Origin of the sequence: Ferrovibrio sp. (assembly GCF_019636075.1) — a bacterium.
Taxonomy (GTDB): domain Bacteria; phylum Pseudomonadota; class Alphaproteobacteria; order Ferrovibrionales; family Ferrovibrionaceae; genus Ferrovibrio.
The window spans coordinates 42707-59663 of record NZ_JAHBYG010000016.1 but is presented as its reverse complement, the minus strand read 5'-3'; the positions used below and the strand labels follow the sequence as shown (position 1 = coordinate 59663).

Here is a 16957-nt window from a genome sequence, read left to right as displayed (position 1 = left end):
TGTTTAGCCGCGGCCTAAAGCCTTGCGACGGTCAGGCCCATCGGATAAGGTCCGCGCGCTTTTCGACCGGCCTCACAAATTTGCGGAGAGGTGCCAGAGTGGTCGATCGGGGCGGTCTCGAAAACCGTTGTGCCTTTGCGGGTACCGTGGGTTCGAATCCCACCCTCTCCGCCAGTTTCAGTATCCAAGATATTGATATTGTTCCGCGTTATTGCGCGTCAGTAATCGTACCCACAAATCACGCTCAGATCGTCACTGCAAAGACCGCATCCACGGCTACGGCCGCGCCTTGCGGCAACTGATTCACCCCAATGGCTGTGCGGGCATGCGCCGCGATTGCCGGCCCGAATATCTGGTGGAAACAATCCGAAGCCCCGTTGACGACATGCGGTACAGACGTGAAGTCCGGCGTGCAATTTACAAAGCCGCCCACCCGGAGGCATGACATGACGCGGTCCAGGTTGCCGTCCACGGCCTCCCGCAGGGCCGCGACAAGGTTCAGCGCGCAGAGACGCGCCGCCTTCTGCCCGGTTTCCAGATCGATCGCATGACCGACTTTTCCGGCATATACTACCGCGCCGTTCCACACGCAGTTCTGGGCCGCCAGATAAACGAGATCGTTGTGGCGTTTCCACGGCACGAAACTGGGGATGGGCCGCGGCACGTTCGGCAACTCAATTCCCATCGAGATCAAGCGCTGCTCAGCTGAAGCTTCCGTATTGATGTCCATCTTGCCCTCCCTGACTACGAAACTGCAAAGACTGCATCGACCTCCACTGAGGCCCCTTGCGGCAATTGCACCACGCCAACTGCCGTCCGGGCATGGCTTGCGACGTCTGATCCGAATATCTCGTGAAACAGATTCGATGCTCCATTTATGACATGGGGGACCGAGGGAAAGTCGGGCGTGCAGTTGACAAAACCACCCACCCGGAGACAGGACCTGACGCGCCCGAGTTCGCCATCCAGTGCTTCTGCCAAAGCTGCGACAAGGTTGAGCGCACAGACACGGGCGGCTTTTTGTGCAGTTTCCAGATCGACGTCGTGCCCAACCCTGCCCTTGCAGGTTACAACGCCATTCCACTCGCAGATCTGTCCCGCCAGATAAATGATGTCATTCCGGCGCTGCCACGGTGAGAAATTCGCAATAGGTTTTGGGACATTCGGCAGGACTATGCCCAAGCTTTCCATACGCTCCCTGACAGGCACGACACTATCCATGACAACCACTCCGGCAATCCATTCTGATAATCAATGTGCCCCGCCCAGCAGGCCCGACAAATGACGCCGAAGCGCATTGAATTCGGGGCTGGTCGGATCGCGCGGCCGCAGCAGTTCGATTTTCTCATCGGCAATGATGCGCCCAGGCCTGGGCGACATGACGACGACCCGATCTGCAAGGAGGATAGCTTCCTCTATGGCATGCGTGACAAAAATCACCGTCAGTTTTGATTTGGCCCATAGGTCGAGCAATTCTTCCTGCAGCCGCTCCCGCGTCATGGCATCCAGCGCACCGAATGGCTCATCCATCAGAACCACTTCCGCATCATTCGCCAGGACACGGGCGATGGCGACACGCTGTTTCATGCCTCCTGAAAGCTGGTGCGGATAGGCATCAGCGAATGCCTCCAACCCGACCATTCGGACAAAGCGGTCTGCCGTCGCGGCAACCACCGACCGGGACAACCCGCTGGCAGCCGGGCCGAAGGCGATGTTCTGCCGCACGGTCAGCCAGGGGAACAGCCCATAGTCCTGAAAGACCATGCCGCGATTCTGGCCGGGCCCGGCAATCGGCGCCCCCCACATCAGGAGGCTGCCTTCGGTCACCGTTTCGAATCCTGCGATCATCCGCAGCAGCGTTGATTTCCCGCATCCTGACGGCCCGATCAGACAGACGAACTCTCCCTTGCAGATACGCAGGTTGGCATCGGCTAGCGCCGTCACTGCCTCACCACGCATGACAAACTGTTTGGTCAGATGACTGGCATCGAGAATAGGCTGCATCTGGCGGTCAAACATGCTGTGGACTCCAGCGCAGCAGCCAGCGTCCGAGCAGTTGCACGACCTGATCGGACAGAAAGCCGAGAATGCCGATCGTAACCATGCCGCACAGCACGACTTCCGTGCGCGACATCTGCCTGGCTTCCATGATGATCGCCCCGAGGCCGGTCTGCACGCCGGTCATTTCACCGATGACGATGACGACCCAGGCAATGCCCAGCCCGAGTCTCAGGCCGGTAAAAATCGATGGCAGGGAGGCGGGTAGTACGACTTTCCAGAACACGGCCTGCGACGAAACACCAAGCATCGCGGCGGCTTCGAACAACCGCTCCTCCACATTGCGTACGCCAAACACCGTGTTCATCAGGATGGGATAGAAAGAACCGAGGAAAACCAGAAAGAATGCGGATTTAGGCCCGATACCGAACAGGATGAGCGCCAGCGGTAGCCAGGCCGTCACCGGAATCGGTCGCAACAGCTGCAGCAGCGGATCGAACAGATTCCGGATCAACGGGACACGCCCGATCAGCATGCCGAGCGGTATTGCAACGACTGCCGCCAGCGCAAAGCCACCAAAGACCCGACCAAGGCTGGCCAGCGTATGCGTCATCAACATGGCGGAATACGCATCGTTCCAGACGCCGCCGACCGCCAGATCCCACCACTGGACTGCCACGGTCCAGGGCGGTGGGATCAGACTGTAACCACGGTTGCTGGTCGCCAGATGCCAGGCGGCCAGCCCCAGAGCCGGTACTGCCAAAGCGAGCAGTATCCGGCTCAAGGACATGCTTTTTCCGAGACGCAGGCGCATTGCCGCTCCGTCAGACCTTCGCCAGGGCGTTCGAGAAGCTGGGGTCCATCAGCGTGGCAAAGTCCGGGATCGCCCGAATCTGCTGCATATCCAGCATATGCTTGGCGTAGATGCTGGCTCGGCGGATCAGTTCAGGGGAAAGCTGCCAGTTCAATTCAATATTCGGCAGGCTGATTTCCACCGCTTCACGCTTCATGCCGAACAGCTTCACTGCCGCCACAATGGTTTCCTCGCGGTTTTTCATGCAGAACTCGCTCGCCTGACGGTGCACATCCAGCATCGCCCGCACCAGATCCGTCTTCTCTTTGATCAGCGCCGGATGGGTAGCCAGAATCACATTGAGCGACCCCATCGGCGTCGAATACGGATATTCGATGATCTTGCCAATGCCGGATGACACCGAAATGCCCGGGGCGGGTTCGGCACCGACATAGGCATCGACGTCCCCATTCGCCAGCGCCGCATGCATTTCGCTGAAGAATATGCGAACCGGCGTGATGTCCGTCTTGCTCAGTCCCTCAGCGCGCAGGCGCTCCATGATGAAGATTTCCTGCGTCGAGCCGGGCCAGATGGCAACCTTGCGACCCTTCAGATCCGTCAGTTTTGCAATCGGCAAATCTTTTTTGGCCACCACGGCCATACCGCCATCGCACAGCCCGCCAATCACCGTCAGAGGCTCACCCGCGGCCGCGCCCGAGATAGCGGCCGCCACGCCAAATCCGGCGAAATCGATCGAGCGGCCAACCACGGCATTCTTGCACTCGGCGGGACTGGCAAAGGGGACAACTTCGATTTTCATGCCCGTGGGGGCGAACCGTTCATACATGAACTGGGCAATGGCTGGGATCGTGCGCAATGCGCCGACCTTGACGGTCGCCTGCTGCGCGAAAACGCGGGACGGTGCAAAACCAGCCGCGCCCGCGGCAACCAACGCCAGGTTGGAAACCGCAAGATGACGGAGGAACGTGCGTCGGGTCGATATCATGGCATTACTCTCCTATTAGTATATATTCACTTACTATTATTTCAAAAGCAATTGTCGTGCCATTTCTGCTCACACGAAATTTCAATGGTTTGACCTGCGAAGGCGAAACCGGTCGCGCTGAAAATTTGGATGTCAGATTAAATAGTGAGCATCGATTGAGGATATGCGTGCTTCGCCTGCACCGGTTCCGCACAACGATAGCCCCTCTCTCGTCGCAGAGAGTGGGCCACCGCACCTGATGGCAAGTTATGGCTGCGACAACACGCTTTTCGGGAGCATTACATGGATGCCCTTATGCTCGTTCACCAGCTGGGTGACACGAACATCCGCACTCAGGCTCATCAGCATGAAGGCTTGGTGCCGCGACAGGTTTGAATTGGTCGTCACCAGTTCCATCATGCGACGCAAGGCATGGCTCGCGGCATCATCGAGGTCCGGGTCCATACCCATTGTTACGTAATGCGTCGGCGTTTCTGCATGCGGATAGGTGAAGTTCAGATCCTTGCGCAGAATCACCTCGATCGTGCCTTCCAGCGCCGTTTCTATGGCGGTGGTGCAGACTTCACCATCGCCCTGGACACCATGCCCGTCGCCCAGCGACAAATGCCCGCCCTCCGTAAGAACCGGCAGGTAAAGCGTCGCGCCGGGAATCAGCTCTTTATTGTCGAGATTTCCGCCATGCGCGCGCGGCTGGATCGATGAAATGCTGCCCCAGGCCGGCGGCGGCGCAACGCCCATGACGCCGAAGAACGGGCGCAGCGGCAACTCCGTCCCCCAGGGGAGACGGGCCATATTCCTGTCACGATCCAACGCGACGATCATCTGCTCGCCGGTGTCGAAATCATTCGGCAGGGCGCCGGCCAGCGGGCGGATGAAGGTATATCCCCAGTCCTGCCGGAGGCTGATGTCCAGAATACGGATTTCCAGCACGTCGCCAGGTTCAGCCCCGCGTATGCGGATCGGACCGGTCAGGATATGGCCCGGCAGCCGGCGCTGGCATTTCTCGTGGATACGATAGAGTTCCGGGGGAACGTAAAAGTCTTCGCCCGGCAGATTGCCCGGACCGCCGGAGACCGTCTCGACCGTCACCCGGTCACCGCTCTCAATCGTCAGGACAGGCGGTAAGGCGGCCTCAAACCACCCCCAATGCACAGTCTCAGGTTCCGCAATCAGCCGATGATGCTGCATGAGCACTCCTGTCCAGGCAATCCTGACAGAAACCTGCCAGATCACAATAGTAATTATATGCTTATTATTTGTGCATCCCATGACTTTTACAAAGACAGACTTGTCCGCTCCAGTTGATCTCGTTAATCATGAGCCTACGGCGAAGCGAGGAAATCGTGCGAGCGAAAAAGAAACCTATCGGGGCACCCGTCGGTCCACGCGCGGCCAATGTGGCCGAGACCAAGGAAAAGATCCTGCGCGCCGCCATCGACCAATTTGCCCAGAACGGCTTTGCCGGCGCGAGAATTGATGTGATCTGCGAGATGGCAGGCGTCAATGCGCGTATGATCTACCATTACTACGACGACAAGGCTGGATTATATGTTGCCGTTCTTGAGCACGTTCTCGGCCAGTTGCGCACTGAAGAGCTTAAGCTGGATGTGACGACCAGCGAACCGCTCGAAGGCCTGATCAGCATGTTCAACTTCACCTTCGAGCACTTTTCCAGGCATCCGGAACTCATTCGCCTGCTCTCTGCTGAAAATCTCGAGGAAGCCAAATTTCTCAAGGAATCCATTGCAACGCCGACTGTCGCCTCGCCCGTGCTGGATCAGATCGGCACCCTGCTGAAACGAGGGCAGGCACAGGGCACCATCCGCGCAGGCATCCCCCCCCTGCACCTGTATGTCACCATGGTCGCGTTAGCATATTTCCATAAATCGAACGGTTATACCCTGGCCGCGATCTTTGACAAGCGCGTCCTGTCGAAGCCTTGGCAGAATGAGCATTACTCCATGGCCCGAGAAATTCTCGCGACGTATCTTAAGAAGCCGGCCTGAACGAGGGACATCAATGCGCAGGCAACGATGCGCTTCATACCTGGTTGGCAAGCTTTTGCATCCCCAAGCGTCGTCGCTGGTACCCACAACTCTACCCACAAATCCGTGGCCGCTTTGTACCTCATTGGAATAATTAGGTAAACACAGCTCGTATCTAACTATTTGCTTTTCAAAGAATATTGCCGACGCGATCTTACGCAGCCTTACGCGCAAGTATGGCGGAAGCATCCTCCCTCTCCGCCAAAATTTCATAGCCTTCGGCGCGCAGTCAGGTCAGGTAAAGCAGTCAGGTTAGGTAAAGCTGGCCCAATCATTCAGCCGGCTGCTTGGCCAATCTGCCTGCCAATACGGCCTTCCGCTGTCGGCTTACCCGCTTGCGATACCAGATCACCACACCGGTAACCGACAGTACCGCACAGACGATCCCCATGATCGAGATGAGGATGCGCCCCGGCAGACCGAGGATACGCCCCGAATGCAGCGGGAACTGCGCCTGCATGAAGATATCGGCTGCGGTGCCTTGCCATGGAATACGGGCGCCGAGCACCTCGCCAGTCATGCCGTCGATGTAAATCCGCGCCGGTCCAACGCCGGCATTGCTATGATCGTCGCCGGCCTCGTAAAAGCGTGGACTGTAAAAGCCAAACCGCGGTGCATAGGAAATCGCGCCGACCGGAGTGTTCCAGCCGCGCCGCGCTGCTTCCGCCTCAGCCAGCCCCTTGATCTGCTGGTAATCCAGCACCGGTTCGATCTGTGCCGTGGCGGGAAACGGCTTGCGTGTATCGAATGGCGTCGGCGTCAGCCGTGACACGGCCGAGAGAACAGGGCGGAAAATCTCGCTGTACAGGTTCAGGTAGATGCTGGTGAAGGCCAGCATGAACAGCAACAGCCACGTCCAAAGACTGAAAGCGCGATGAATATCGAAATTGATGCGATAGGCGCTGCCGGACCATTTTACCATCCAGGCCGGTTTCCAGCGCGTCCACCAGCTCTTATCGAGCTGCCGCTGCACGCTGGCGGTACGCGCGGCGCGCGCCTGCCGCCGCAACGGCAGTGTCAGGTAAAAACCGACGAAACAGTCGAACGCCCAGATGATGGCGATGGCGCCCAATAGCCATACGCCCCATTTGTCGGTGCCCCAGATTTTCGGAATATGCAGTGTGTAATGCAGCTTGTAGAGAAATGGGATCAGGTTCTCGCTGCTGACCGGCCACATCCGCCCCCATTCGCGCCGACCGAGTTCAGCACCGGTCACTGGATCCAGGAAAATCTGGTTGTAGTTCAGCACATATGGCCGCTTCGTCTCTGGATCGGTGCGCGGCACCCCGAACAGAGCCAGCGGCTTGCCAGGTTCGACCAGCAAAGGGAGATACGTGATGCGGATATGCGGGTCGCGTGCCTCCACCTGACGCACCAGTTCGACGGCCGGCAGCGCCGGACCACGGCTGCTCACCCGCATCAGATGCGGGTTGAGTAGAGCATCTAGTTCATGATCCCAGGCGATGATCGCGCCGGTGATACCGGTAACGAAAACAAAGGCGGCAATCACCAGGCCGAACCAGCGATGGATAATGGTGAATATCGCGCGCATCGAATCCCCGAAAACGGAATTCCCCGGGTCGCGGCGGCGGCCCGGGGATCAAATATGAAAGACCGCTCGCCTCAGAACTTGGCTTTGGCCATCAGCATCACCGACCTGCCCGGCTCATAAAGCGGACGCACATTGGTGAATTCCTGACCATAGGTGGCACGGTCGGCATAGATTTCGTCGAATAGATTGTTGACCTCCAGCCGCAGGGTGAGGAATTCGGCCTGGGCTGGCTGGTATTCCGTGTAAAGGCTGACGACCGTATAGCCCGGCAAGGGACCGGTGTTGGATGCCACTTTGGCATTCTTGAGGGTCTTGTCGATCGTGCCGCCGACCCGGACACCCAGATCCTCGAAGCGATGCGACGCTTCCAACGAAATGATGCGGCCGATCGGCGTGCCGAGATACTGGCTGGCATCAGACTCCGTAAGGGCGCCATTCAGTTTGAGCAGCGCATTCGTGTAGGTGGCGCGGACGAAGCCGTTTCCCCAGTTATAGCCGCCACCGAGATCGTAACCGCGGGTCTCGAAATTCAGCATGATCGCCGGACCGCCGTTGAAGCTGGCATCGCGGAAGTTCTCGAAGTTGTTGCGGAACAAGCCCGCATTGAACGTGAAACCGCCGACATGGGCATCGAAGCCAGTGGTGTAGTTCTCCGAATGGACCGGGCTAATGCCCGTTCTGTAATTCCAGTTCCGGTTAAAGATGAAGTTCTCCGCCAGCGCCACGCCACCCCAGATATTCGAATAGCCGGCCTTGAGCGTCAGATTATCGGTCACATCCGACGCGGCTGAGACATTGCCGCTCAAGCCGGTTTCGGTTTGCGAGTATCCGCTGACCCCTTTGAATTCCTGACGGTCGCCGCGACCGCCGAACGACAGCCGCAGCAGGTCGTGCGGCTGAATGCGGGCCTGTGCGTAGACGCCGGTATTCGACGCCGTCTCGGCGATCTCTCTGGTTGTTGCATCGTGGTAGGATGCTTCGTCGTCATAAAAATCGACACCCGCAGTCAGAGTATTCCGGCTGTCGAAGTTGAAATCATTCTCGAATTTTCCGGAGATGCCGCCGGTCTCGCCGATGCTGCCAGACGGCACGCCGAGCCGCAGCTCGGACGCGCTATACGCCAGCACGATCTTCGGATCCCACAGACCGGTCGCGTCTGGCATGGAATAATTCAGTACGAAATTCCGGCGCTGCAGATCGTATGTACGCTCACGCTCCGCTGGTCGATTGGTCAGGGATCCTATGTTGCCACGATATGGACGTGCCGCGCGGTCCCTCACCTGCTCTGCCGAAAGTTCCAGTCGGTGCCGGTCGGATTCCAGTGCGGTCTTGAACAGGCCCGAGCGCATGTCGGCGCCGGTGCCGATGGTCTGGGCGCCGTTGCCGGCGTCGTAGTCGTCGCCCTTGGTCCATTTGAAAAAGCCCAGCACCTCGGCGCCACCGATCTTGCCATAGGCCGAGTTGCCGTTGGTCACGGTACCGCCATTGCTTTCGTAGCTGAGCGTGGCGAAGCCGCCGAAATTGCGGCCGGGGGCCAGCACGTCGGCAACATCGACGGTTTCGTAAACGATGGCGCCACCCAGCGCGGCCGGACCGGCATCGGCCGGCGCCACACCGGGATCGATGCGCGCCGCCTTCAGCAGGCTAGGATCCATCAGATTCGTGCCGCTGTGATGGAATATCTTGTTGTTCTGGCGCGCGCCATCGATGCTGACGGCGAGATTGGTTTCCTCGACGCCATGCACATAGACCTTCTGGCTGAGCGGAATACCGCCGCCGACCGAGACACCCGCCTCGCCCGCAAACACCTCGCGGATATTGGTCGGCGCTCGGCGCTCCAGATCGGTCTGCGTGACCGTCAGCGACGAGGCACGATCCGCAGCGCCGAAACGGTCATCGGTCATGCGGCCTTCAACGGTGATGTGACTCAGCATGGTGACAGAAGACGTGGTCGCACCGCCGGCCTGCAGCGTGATAGCGCCGTCCGCGCCGATGCGATACAGCAGGCCGGTTCCGGCCAGCAGCTGGCGCAGCGCCACCTCGGTCGGCATCGAACCCTTCACCGGGCTCGAGCGCAGGCCGCTCACCAGATCGCCATGGGCCAGAATCTGCACATTGGCCTGCCGGCCGAACAGCGCCAGCGCATCCGACAACGGCAACGCAGCAATGTCGAAATTATGCTGGGCCGGACCGGCCTGTGGCACCGGAGACGGCGCCTGCGTCTGGGCGCGGGCGAGACTGGCTGCCACAGGCAGGGCCAGAACCGTCGTGGCGAACAACACGCAACGCAACACTGTGGCCGACCGGGCACGCGCCTGCGGCAGAACTTCCCCCAACATCTTCCGATTTCTCCACTTTACTACTACGCCAACGGGCCTACTGCACATGCGACTGATGCGCAGATTCCCAATGGATTGACGATGGCGGAGCTCGGCCGTTCAGAAAAAAATCGCGCCAGGCAGAAAAAACTGCCCCAGGAGGGTCAGTTGCTGGAAATCACCAGCAACCAGGGCGAAATCTCGTGCACCGTCGCCCCCTGTACCCGGGCAATAGCCGCGAGCGAAGCCCTGGGGTTGGACAGCGCATAGACGCCGGTCAGCGGCTGCCGGCCCAGATTGTCGTCGGCGACGATAATCCAGCCGTCGAAATAGCGATTCAGCGCGGCGGCTGCTTCGCGGATGGTCTGGTTCTTGGCCACCAGCTGGCCGCTGCGCCAGCTGGCGATCAATTCGGGACTGACCTTCTCGACCTGCAGCTGGCGGCCGTCTCCGAGATGCAGCACTTCGCCGGCGCCAAGAACCTGCGACATCGCCGCGAAATCAACCTGCACGCGGCCATGATCGACGGCCACACTGACATCCCGGCCATCGCGGCGAACCTCGAAACCGGTACCGAGCACGCTCACCTTCACATCGCCGGCGACCACGCGGAAGGTCTGCCCGGTCATGGGCACGACATCGAACCAGGCTTCCCCGCGCAGCAGTTCGACCTGCCGACGATCGGCATCAAAACTGAAAGCGACAGTACTTTGCGGTGCCAGCTGTAACCGGCTGCCATCCGGCAGATCGAGGGTACGGATTTCGCCACTGGCCGTCGCCACGTCGGCCCCGAGCCGGCGGATTGTGTGCGGCAGGACTGCGACGGCAAGCACTGCGGCAATTGCAGCTGCGGCTGCAAGCGCAACGCGACCTCGGCGCTGCGGCAGCGGCACGACAGTGTCGCCGCAGGCCTTGCCAAGCTGACGCCCCCAGGCCTCGACATGCGCCGGCACGGTGCGATCCAGCATCTGCCAGACATGCAGACTCTCGTTCCAGTCGCGGCGGTTTCTGTCGCTCTGTTCCAGCCACTGGCTGTGCTGTTGGCGCAATCTGCCGTCCGCCGGATTGTCGTTCAGGGCGACAATCCATTCATCGGCAGAATTGGGGGCGGAATTGGGTATGGTCCTGTAGGTCACGAGCGGGCTGGTCCTCGAACGATCTTAAGACATAGACCTGAAAATGGGGCAGATGCAATTGGGTTGGCGGCCCGGGCCTTGATCATGGGCTTACCGTCCAGTGTAGACGCGCTGCCGGCAATGCCGCAGAGCCTCAACCACAAGCTTGTGCGCCGTGCCGACCGATACGTCGAGATGCTCGGCAATATCGCTGAAGCGACAGCCTCCGAAGCGGTACATCTCCAGCGCGATCCTCGAGCGTTCCGGCAATTCCGCCAGCGCATCCGTCAGCAGGCGCAGTTCGTTACGGGCAATGGCGGTGGCTTCAGGACCGGGACGCTCCTCGGCAATGGCCGCGGTATCGGCCAGCGCATCGGAGACGATATGCGCGTTTTCGCGGCCCAGCCGCCGGCGATGGTCGATCGCAAGATTACGCACAATGCGGAACAAATAGGCGACAGGGCCATCCAGACGGTCTGCGCCACCGGCCACGCCTCTGCCGACGCGGTCTATACGGATATAGGCGTCCTGCACGATATCCTCGGCCAGACCCTGGTCGCCGACGATGGCACGCGCATAGCCGATCAACTCGCGCTGGTGCGAAACAAACAGGCCAAGGATGTCGTGATCGGTGGCTCGCATACCCGTTCCGTCGCGCTGTCCCCCGATAGGCCAGCCTGCTATTGCGAATTGTTTGCATTTAGCTGCAGTGTCTGTTGCTTGTCAAACGAAGCGCAGGGGCCAGCCCCCACGTCAGCAGGCTGGGAGAGGTTGCCCGGCACGGTCTGTGCCAGAGCCGGCACGCGGCACGCGCGATATCAGGCCCCAGCGGCAAAGACAGTCAACTCGCGGCACGCAGAACAACCTTTGGTTGCTCAGCCGAACCGGACCGCATCACATGATCGGTGACCAGGGCTTTGATCCACTCACCCCCCCCCTCTTCTGTCGAGGCTTTGGGCTGAACCGTCAGCGCCGGCGCGCCATCAGGCCGCTGGGTCGATGCCGGAAAGGCCTTCCGATGCGGCCAGCAATTGGCGGGTATAGGGGTGGCTCACCTGCCGGGAAATCAGTTCATCGGCGGTAAGGTGTTCCACAATACTGCCATGCTGCATCACCGCAACGCGGTCGCAGATATGTGCGATCACGGCAAGATCGTGGCTGACGAAAACGCAAGTGACCGGGCGTTGCTGGCGGATCGTCATCAGCAGGTTGAGGATTTCCGCCTGCACCGATGCATCCAACGCACTGGTCGGCTCATCCAGCAGCAGAATCTGGGGTTCTAGCGAGATGGCGCGGGCAATCGCCACGCGCTGGCGCTGGCCGCCGGATAGTTCGTGGGGATAGCGGAAGCGGAAACGCGGGCCGAGGCCGACCTGATCCAGCACATCGCGGATACGCTGTTCGGCATCCCGGAATCCATGCAGAGCCAAGCCCTCGGAAAGGATGCGATCCACCGTGTGGCGCGGATTGAGCGAGGCATAGGGATCCTGGAACACCATCTGCACATGGCGATGGAATGCGCGCGGCGGCCGCTGGCCAGGGGGCATCGCCTCGCCGGCCATGGTGATGCTGCCGCTCCAGTTTGGCGACAGGCCGGCCAGCACGCGCAGCAGGCTGGATTTGCCGGAGCCAGAGCCGCCCACCAGACCAAATGTTTCGCGCGGTGCAATCGAAAGAGAAGCCTGCTTCACGGCATGGAAGCGCTGTGCTCCCTGGCCATGGAACACATCCACGCCCTGTATGACGATGGTCGCGTTCATGCCTGCTCCCAGGCCGGATCACGGCTAAGGCTGGGCAGCATCTGCCCACGATAAGCCGGCTGCGGCAGGCAGGCCATCAGCCCCTTCGTATAGGGATGGTTGGCACGATCGAGATGATGCGCATCAAGGGTTTCGACGATGCGGCCGCGATACATGACCAGAATGCGGTCGCAGAACCGCGCCACCATGGGCAGGTCGTGGCTGATCAAGATCAAGCCGATGCCACGTGTGGTGACAAGATCATCGAGCAGCTTCAACACCTGTTCGCGCACCAGCACATCCAATGCACTGGTGGGTTCGTCTGCGATGATCAATTCGGGACTGGAAATCAGCATGGCGGCGATCATCGCGCGCTGCCCCATACCGCCTGACAATTCATGCGGATAGGCAGCATAGACACGCTCGGGATCATCGATGCCCACGGCCTGCAGAATGGCAATGGCGCGGCGGCGTTGTTCGGCACGATCGAGCTTTTCATGCAGGCGCAGGGTTTCGGTGATCTGGTCGCCGATGCGCATTACCGGATTGAGGGAGAATTTCGGATCCTGCATGATCATGCCGGCATACTTGCCGCGTATGCCCCGCCAGCCGGCAGAATCCAATGCCAGCAGATTTCTGTTGCCGAGTTGCATACGCCGCGCCGTGGTTTGGCCAGGATGCGGCACCAGCCCCAAGATCGCCCGCGCGGTGATCGACTTGCCGGAGCCGGACTCGCCCACGATGCCGATTTTCTCGCGCCCCATGCGCAAGGCAAAGTCCCGCACCACGGAAACCCGTCCGCTGTCGGATGGAAAGCTGACCGTGAGGCCTTCGATATCCAGCAGGGAAGCGTCAGTCATGATGCTTGGGATCCAGCACATCGCGCAGGCCATCGCCCAGCAGGTTGAAGCCCAGGCTGACCAGCAGGATGGCAATGCCGGGCACGGCAGCCACCCACCAGGCATCGAAAATATGATCACGGCCGGTGCCGATCATGGCGCCCCATTCGGCCATCGGCGGCTGCGCGCCAAGCCCCAGAAAGCCCAGGCCCGCGGCCGTGAGAATGATGCCGGCCATATCCAGCGTGGCACGGATGGCGGCAGACGACAAACACAGCGGCAATATCTGGCCGATCACGATGCGCGTGCCGGTCTGGCCCAGGCCGCGCGCGGCCTCGACAAAATCGGCATGGCGCAAGGCAAGCGTTTCGGCGCGTGCCAGGCGCGCATAGGATGGCCAGGCCGTAATCGCGATGGCGATCACCGCATTGGTAAGGCCAGGCTTGAGCGCCGAGACCAGGGCCAAGGCCAGGATCAGGCGCGGAAACGCCATAAAGATATCGGTAAGGCGCATCAACGCGCTTTCAACCCAACCGCCCATATAGCCTGCCACCATGCCGATGATGAGGCCAAGCGGCGCCGAGAAGGCGATCACCAGAATAACGATCATCAAAGTGGGTTGCGCGCCGTATAGCAGCCGGCTGTAGATATCGCGGCCCAATTGATCGGTGCCCAGCCAATGCTGCGCGCCCGGGGGCGTAAGGCGATCCACCAGGCTTTGCGCCATCGGATCATGGGTGGCCAGCAGCGGCGCCAGCGCCGCCATCACCAGCAACAACAGCACAAGAATGCCGCCCACCAACGTGGAGGGATTGCGCAACACCCGGCGCAGACCGATGCGCAACTGAATCAGCCGCGCTTCGCGCCGCGAATTCGGGATCAGGCTATCGGCGGCGGCACTCATCGGGCGCGCGTCCTGGGATCGAGGAAGGGATAGATCAGTTCGGTGGCCTTGTTCAACAACACGAAGCAAACGCCCACCACCAGCGTGCCGCCCAGCACGGCGGGCATATCGGCAGAGAACAGGCTTTTGGTGATATAAAGCCCAAGGCCCGGCCAGGCGAAAACCGTTTCGGTGAGCACGGCCCCCTCAAGCAGATGGCCGAAAGACAACGCAATCACGGTGACAACCGGCACCAGCGCATTGGGAAAGGCATGGCGCCAGAGGATGCGGGTTTCCGAGGCCCCCTTGATGCGCGCCATGGTGACATATTCCTTGTTCAATTCCTCGATCATGAAATTGCGCGTCATCCGCGCGATATAGGCAAGCGAGAAATACCCCAGCAGCAGGCCGGGCAGGATGATATGCGAGAAGGCGCTGCGAAAAGCATTCCAATCGCCGCTGCGTAGGGTATCGATCAGCAGCAGGCCACTCCATTCCTGCACCGTGTAGCGATAGGCGGTGCCGATCCGTCCCGGCCCACTGGTCCAGCCCAACTGGGCATAGAAGATCAGCAGCGCAATCAGCCCAAGCCAGAAGACCGGTGTGGAATAACCGAACAGCGACATAAATCGCGCGGCATGATCGAACCAGGTGTTGCGCCGATGCGCGGCATAAACACCCAGCGGCAAGCCCACCAGCACGCCGATCACGATGGCGAAAACCGAAAGTTCCAGTGTGGCCGGGAAAGCCCGGGCAATATCTTCCACCACAGGCTGGCCGCTGGAGGAAGACTGCCCCAGATCGCCACGCGCAACGCCCTCGATATAACGGCCGAATTGCACCCAGATGGGTTTATCGAGGCCCATTTCCTCGCGGGCGCGGGCATAGGTTTCTTGCGAAGCCTTGTCGCCCACCACCGCAACCACTGGGTCGATCGGCATCACCCGGCCGATCACGAATGTGATGAAGAGGAGCCCCGCCAGCGTGATCACCAGGGTGGTCACGCCGCGCAGAAAGGCAAATGCCTTCACGGAGCTCCTCTGCATCTTACGGCGCTTACTTGCTTACGTTGCGGTACAGCACCAGGTCGTTGGTCGGGCCATGGATGAAGCCGGACACTTCCTTGCGCAGGGCCACCTGGGCCTGGGCCTGGAAGGTCATCACCCAGGGCGACGACTTCAACACATCGCGCTGCAATTCACGATACATGTCGAGCCGCTTGGCCGGATCGCGCTCAACTAGCGCGGCGCGGGTGCGAGCCGACAATTCGGGCACCAGCCAGGAATTGCGCCAGGTGGTGGTGGATTGCGGCGCGGTATCGGCATTGTCCACGTTATAGGCGAAGGCCTTGGCGTTGGAATGCGGATCCATAAAGTCCGGGCCCCAATAAAGCAGCATCATTTCATGCTGACGGGCACGGTACTTGGTGATCACCTGGGCCGAGGTGCCCGGCAGCAGGTTCAGCTTGATGCCGGCCTGGGCCATGGTGGCCTGCATGGATTGTCCGATATCGGTAAATGGCGCCGACGAGATCATGTCCATGTCGACGGTCAGGCCCGGCTGGATATTGGCCTTGGCGAGAATTTCCTTGGCCTTGGCTACATCCAGCTTGTAGGGACGATCTTCCACCGCGCCCGGGAAACCGGTGGGCCAGAAGGTTTGGTGCACCTTCATCTGGCCGCGCAACAGCGTGGTGGCGATGCCATCATAATCGATCAGGTAACGCATGGCTTCCCACAAGGCGGGATCGCGCAGCTTTTCATGCTTCAGATTGAGGCTGAAGAAATGCAGCGCGGCCTGCGGATAGGTTTCGATCTTGATCGGCGCCTTGTCGCGCAAAGCCGCGATCTGATCGGGGCCCAGGTTGCGAGCGATATCCACATCGCCGGATTCGATCATCAGGCGCTGGGTGGATGCTTCGGCCACGTGATTGAGAATCACCTGGTTCATCTTCGGTGCACCGCCGGCAAAATTCTTGTTGGCTTCAAGAACCAGCGATTCACCCGGCCGCCAAACGCGCAGCGTGAACGGGCCGGAACCGGCCGAATTGCGCGACAGCCAGGCATTGCCAAGATCGTTATCCTTGGCATTCTTCACCGCTTCTTTTTCATCCACGATGGAAGCTGGGCGGGCAGCCAGCGCATTGAGCACGAAAGACGGAGCAAAATTTTCGGCAATGGTGATGGTCACCTGATCATTGCCGGTCTTGCGCACCATCTGGTCGATATTGTCGGCATTCCAGCCGAACTGCGCCAGGATGAAAGCAGGCGCCTTCTTCAGCACGATCACGCGGCGCAGCGAAAACACCACGTCTTCAGGGCGCACCGGATTGCCGGAGGCGAATTTCACGCCGCTCTTCAGCTTGAAGATGATGGTTTTGCCATCATCGGAGATGGTCCAGCTTTCAGCCAGGCCGGGCATCACCTTCTCAACATCGGCCGGGTTGTATTCCACCAGCTTGTTATAGATGTTGGAAACAACTTCGCCGCTGGTGAATTCATAGGCCTGAGCGGGATCCAGGCTCACGATGTCGTCGATATTCTTCGCCACCACCAACACGTTGGGCGGCGTCTTCGCCTCCAGGTCGGCAGCGCCGGCAGCCAGGGCGAAAACCGCAGCCGTCAGCGCAAGGCTCACTCTCTTGATCATGGCACTCCCCTCTCCTGTTG

General features: G+C 60.2%; 16 protein-coding genes and 1 tRNA gene. 2 read left to right on the top strand and 15 right to left on the bottom strand.

The window, feature by feature from the left end; genetic code table 11:
• Window positions 1-84: 84 nt before the first annotated feature.
• Window positions 85-174: transfer RNA gene (locus KF827_RS09110), tRNA-Ser, on the top strand.
• Window positions 175-244: 70 nt separating this feature from the next.
• Here KF827_RS09110 and KF827_RS09105 read toward each other — a convergent pair.
• The 6 genes from KF827_RS09105 to KF827_RS09080 form a co-directional block, all read right to left on the bottom strand.
• Window positions 245-730 (bottom strand): RidA family protein, encoded by a 486-nt coding sequence (locus KF827_RS09105; protein WP_291003765.1) that lies wholly within the window; start codon window positions 728-730, stop codon window positions 245-247.
• Window positions 731-744: 14 nt separating this feature from the next.
• Entirely contained in the window at window positions 745-1221 is a 477-nt protein-coding gene (locus KF827_RS09100) for a RidA family protein (RefSeq protein WP_291003762.1), read from the bottom strand.
• Window positions 1222-1251: 30 nt separating this feature from the next.
• Window positions 1252-2019 (bottom strand): ABC transporter ATP-binding protein, encoded by a 768-nt coding sequence (locus KF827_RS09095; protein WP_291003759.1) that lies wholly within the window; start codon window positions 2017-2019, stop codon window positions 1252-1254.
• Window positions 2012-2812, bottom strand: coding sequence for an ABC transporter permease (locus KF827_RS09090; RefSeq protein WP_291003756.1), 801 nt, complete (start codon window positions 2810-2812; stop codon window positions 2012-2014). Before KF827_RS09090 ends, KF827_RS09095 begins: the two co-directional genes overlap by 8 nt.
• 10 nt (window positions 2813-2822) lie before the next feature.
• Window positions 2823-3797, bottom strand: coding sequence for an NrtA/SsuA/CpmA family ABC transporter substrate-binding protein (locus KF827_RS09085; RefSeq protein WP_291003753.1), 975 nt, complete (start codon window positions 3795-3797; stop codon window positions 2823-2825).
• A 246-nt stretch (window positions 3798-4043) separates the two neighbouring features.
• Window positions 4044-4985, bottom strand: coding sequence for an acetamidase/formamidase family protein (locus tag KF827_RS09080; protein WP_291003750.1), 942 nt, complete (start codon window positions 4983-4985; stop codon window positions 4044-4046).
• A 155-nt stretch (window positions 4986-5140) separates the two neighbouring features.
• Between KF827_RS09080 and KF827_RS09075 the strand changes: the two genes are divergently transcribed.
• A complete protein-coding gene (locus KF827_RS09075) occupies window positions 5141-5803 on the top strand; it encodes a TetR family transcriptional regulator (protein WP_291003746.1) in 663 nt (220 codons plus the stop codon).
• 310 nt (window positions 5804-6113) lie between these two features.
• Here the strand turns inward: KF827_RS09075 and KF827_RS09070 are convergent, their stop codons facing one another.
• The 9 genes from KF827_RS09070 to KF827_RS09030 form a co-directional block, all read right to left on the bottom strand.
• Window positions 6114-7394 carry a PepSY-associated TM helix domain-containing protein gene (locus tag KF827_RS09070; RefSeq protein WP_291003743.1) on the bottom strand — a complete coding sequence of 427 codons (1281 nt, stop codon included), beginning with the start codon at window positions 7392-7394 and terminating at the stop codon, window positions 6114-6116.
• A 71-nt stretch (window positions 7395-7465) separates the two neighbouring features.
• Window positions 7466-9733: a TonB-dependent receptor gene (locus KF827_RS09065; RefSeq protein WP_291003740.1), complete on the bottom strand. Its 2268-nt coding sequence runs from the start codon at window positions 9731-9733 to the stop codon at window positions 7466-7468.
• Window positions 9734-9876: 143 nt separating this feature from the next.
• Window positions 9877-10848 (bottom strand): FecR family protein, encoded by a 972-nt coding sequence (locus KF827_RS09060; protein ID WP_291003737.1) that lies wholly within the window; start codon window positions 10846-10848, stop codon window positions 9877-9879.
• A gap of 90 nt (window positions 10849-10938) precedes the next feature.
• The gene (locus KF827_RS09055) at window positions 10939-11469 is read right to left on the bottom strand and encodes a sigma-70 family RNA polymerase sigma factor (RefSeq protein ID WP_291003734.1); all 531 of its coding nucleotides are present in this window, start codon (window positions 11467-11469) and stop codon (window positions 10939-10941) included.
• A 341-nt stretch (window positions 11470-11810) separates the two neighbouring features.
• A complete protein-coding gene (locus KF827_RS09050) occupies window positions 11811-12587 on the bottom strand; it encodes an ABC transporter ATP-binding protein (RefSeq protein WP_291003732.1) in 777 nt (258 codons plus the stop codon).
• Entirely contained in the window at window positions 12584-13426 is an 843-nt protein-coding gene (locus tag KF827_RS09045; RefSeq protein ID WP_291003730.1) for an ABC transporter ATP-binding protein, read from the bottom strand. Before KF827_RS09045 ends, KF827_RS09050 begins: the two co-directional genes overlap by 4 nt.
• Window positions 13419-14309, bottom strand: a complete 891-nt coding sequence (locus KF827_RS09040) for an ABC transporter permease (protein WP_291003728.1) — start codon at window positions 14307-14309, stop codon at window positions 13419-13421. The genes KF827_RS09045 and KF827_RS09040 overlap by 8 nt, the downstream gene beginning before the upstream one ends.
• Window positions 14306-15334: an ABC transporter permease gene (locus tag KF827_RS09035; protein ID WP_291003726.1), complete on the bottom strand. Its 1029-nt coding sequence runs from the start codon at window positions 15332-15334 to the stop codon at window positions 14306-14308. The genes KF827_RS09040 and KF827_RS09035 overlap by 4 nt, the downstream gene beginning before the upstream one ends.
• Before the next feature lie 10 nt (window positions 15335-15344).
• Window positions 15345-16937 carry an ABC transporter substrate-binding protein gene (locus KF827_RS09030; protein ID WP_291003724.1) on the bottom strand — a complete coding sequence of 531 codons (1593 nt, stop codon included), beginning with the start codon at window positions 16935-16937 and terminating at the stop codon, window positions 15345-15347.
• Between the last annotated feature and the right edge of the window lie 20 nt (window positions 16938-16957).